Raw genomic sequence first — 3,249 nt, 5'->3', positions numbered from 1 at the left:
CAAAGAAAAACCAGCAACTTTTTATCACATGTTGCCGGTTTTTTATCATTTTTAGTTTAATTGTTTTAAAAAATTATGTAGTCACAAAATCTTATAGTCCACAGATATATGTTTTGGATAAATACTTTTGTATTTGTATATGCTAATAACTATTCCAATCAACATATACGTAACTATGATATAGCTTCCGCCGGAAGACATAAGTGGCAGGAATGTTCTTGAAGGCGGGAGCCATCCAAGGTTTTCAAAGATGTTGATAAAAGTAGTTACAAGAAGTACCATACCACAGCCGCATCCCATAAGCATTCCAAGCTGATTCTTCTGCTTAAGTGATATTCCAAAGACAATTGCTATAAGAGCTGCAAGTGCGCATGCAATAAGTATTCCTGCGATCAGCCCGTATGTAATTGATATATATGAAAGAACGTATGCTGAGTTATATTCAGGTATTGTAATACTTGCATCTACTCCGTTACTTCCATAGAATCTGCAGGATGCTGCTACATTTCTTAATACATTAGTAAGATAACTTGCCTCGCCGCTGCCTGTAAAAAAAGCTACGAGCCTTGCTTTCTGATAATCTGCTAATCCGTTACCAAAGAACATAACTACAGATCCGATCACCGGAAGTCCTACAAATACGCCCCATATTGATGCTATTGCTATAGGCTTTGAAAACTTGAACCAGCCTTTTGCTATTGCGATCGTAAGTAGTGTAAGCATTGATATCAGCATCATAAGAGCTGTTACAAGTGCTGGCATCTGCATTACAAAAAATACAGGGACGATCATCCAGAACAGTATCTTAATAAAATCAAAAACTGCGCTATGCTTTTTTATTGAAAACTTATGCCTTTTGATTGAAGAATCACTTTCATTAAGGTCATTGCCAGATAAATCCTTACCTGCTTGAATATTTGCATTCCTGTATTTATAAAGTATACCTGCAAATACAGGTACATACAGCATCATCACAGCTTCAACATTAATATCTATGAAGAAAGCTCTGACCCATAACTGTGCTCCGTTAATGTATGTTCCAAACATTCTTGCATAGATACAAAGACCGATCAGACAAAGAGCAATCGATTTTGAAAATCTTGCAACATGCGTATAATCAACAAAATATATAGCAAGCATTACAAGAAAACCTGCTCCAAACATGACCATCGTTTTACTGGACTGGTTATAAACACTACCCTCAGCACCACTTGCAATTGCAAAGTGTACAAGCGCAGCAGCAATACTAATAACAAATACAAGAGCTATCATCCCCCACGCAATACTAGGTCTGTGAACTCTATCTAGTGCAATTCCGGTTTCTATGGGATCCCCCATATCCTTTACTGCTGCCCTTACAGCTTCATCCTTATCCATTCCGCTTGCGATATTGTCATTAATCTGGTCTTCCAGGTGGTCACGCAGTTCTCTCTCAACATATGGTCTTACGTTCTTACACCGGATCTGTTCTATTACTGCCTTTAAATATTCTTCCATTTCAAGCCTCCATTACAAGTACGTTACAAACCGCTTTCTGATAGGTGTTCCATTCCTGAGTCTTTTCTTCAAGCTTTTTTTTACCTTGTTTGGTAAGGCTGTAATACTTCCTGACTTTGCCAAGGGCTTCCTGCTCATATACCGTTACGAAATTATTCTCTTCAAGGTTATGAAGAAGAGGGTAAAGAGTGCCTGCCTTAAGTTCAAAAATGTTCTGAGATTTCTTACGAAGGGTGTCGATCATCTCGTAGCCATACATGTCTTTCTCAGACAAGAGCTTTAAAATCAGCATAGTCATACTTCCGGAAATTAGTGATTTATCAATAGCCATAAAGTCCTCCGTATCTTAATTATTTGTCTACGCAAGCTTCCTGATTGTTAATGAAGGCTTGTGTGATTAAATATAGTTTGATTGATATTATATAGGCAGCCGATATATTGTATAGATTATCTATATATTATATCGACCACCTATATATGTCAATCACTTTTTTACTTTTAATATGCACAAAATCCGCACAGTTAAAATATCACTACAACCTTGAATATTCCTGAAGCTGGCGGTTAATAAATGATTTTTGTGACTTTGAGAGTTTTATAAAATTCAAGAGCATGATAAAAGGAGATTTATATTCTGTCTAGGGACCGCATGTTTGAGCGTAGCGAGTTTCGGACCCTAGAATATAAATCTCCTTTTATTGTGCCTTGAATTACAAAACTCGAGAGACAAAAAAATCATTTATTAACCGCCAGTTTCAGAAATAGGCTAGAACCTAGGATTTTTTAACCGTGCGGATTTCTTATATACATCTGGTATATGTATGTTGATATCAGTATTAAATCGGCTAGTACCCATGCAGATATTTCTCCGTAGTAGATACCGCTGCAGCCTATGAACCTTGTTAATATAACTGCGCAAAACACTCTCATTATGAGCTGTCCAAAGCTTGAGATCATGGGAACAAATGTATTGCCTATGCCTTGCAGCGCAGACCTTACTATATAGAGAATGTAAAGTAGCGGATAGAATAGTCCAAGTACAAACAGATATTCTCGTCCATACATAAAGACATCAGGTGAAACATTTTTGTTTTCTACAAAGAGGCTCATACCTTTTTCGCCAAAGAATATCATGATAATCGAGCAGATGAGTGCTGTGATTACGCCCAGTGCAAGACTGTATCTTACACCCAAGCGAATCCTGTCTTTGTGGCCTGCTCCATGATTTTGTGATACATAAGCCACAACAGCCATTCCATATGATGATGCCGCGATCTCTAAAAGGGCGTAGATTTTGCCTGCAATAGTGTAGCCTGTCAGGAAATCAATATCATAATTATTGACATTCCTTATGACGATAAGTCCTCCGATAGCTGTAATAACGCTTTGAAGCGCCATTAGAAGGCCTATGAAGATAAGCTCTTTGTATGCACCTTGAGCTTTAAAACTGTTGTCTGCACCTGCTTTACGAATGCCCATATCAGATCTGTACAGACTATATCCGCATATGATCATTACCACGCACTCAGACAGGATAGTTCCAAGGGCTGCGCCTGCTATTCCCATGTGGAATATGCATATGAAAAGATAATCAAGTGCGATGTTACAAATCGATGACACTGTCATTGCGATAAGCGGAACATGGCTATTGCCGCGACTTCTAAGTGTTGCAGCAAAGAACTGATAGAATACAAGAAATGGGATTCCCATAAAGATTATATCTACGTATGTCTTTGCAAAATCGAATGCCTC

The 3,249-nt window shown here is 38.0% G+C and carries 3 protein-coding genes; all 3 read right to left on the bottom strand.

All coding sequences use genetic code 11. From position 1 onward, the window contains the following. Nucleotides 1-81: 81 nt before the first annotated feature. The gene (locus K6G87_RS15935; protein WP_296839468.1) at nucleotides 82-1,497 is read right to left on the bottom strand and encodes an FtsW/RodA/SpoVE family cell cycle protein; all 1,416 of its coding nucleotides are present in this window, start codon (nucleotides 1,495-1,497) and stop codon (nucleotides 82-84) included. Between the two features lies 1 nt (nucleotide 1,498). Further along, nucleotides 1,499-1,828 carry a PadR family transcriptional regulator gene (locus tag K6G87_RS15930; protein WP_022754015.1) on the bottom strand — a complete coding sequence of 110 codons (330 nt, stop codon included), beginning with the start codon at nucleotides 1,826-1,828 and terminating at the stop codon, nucleotides 1,499-1,501. 452 nt (nucleotides 1,829-2,280) lie between these two features. After that, the coding region (locus tag K6G87_RS15925) for an MATE family efflux transporter (protein ID WP_296839464.1) at nucleotides 2,281-3,249 on the bottom strand (969 nt) is incomplete at its 5' end.

This window comes from Butyrivibrio sp. (genome assembly GCF_024699075.1).
Note: the sequence above shows the minus strand (reverse complement) of the source record. Positions and strands in the feature narration are given on the sequence as shown.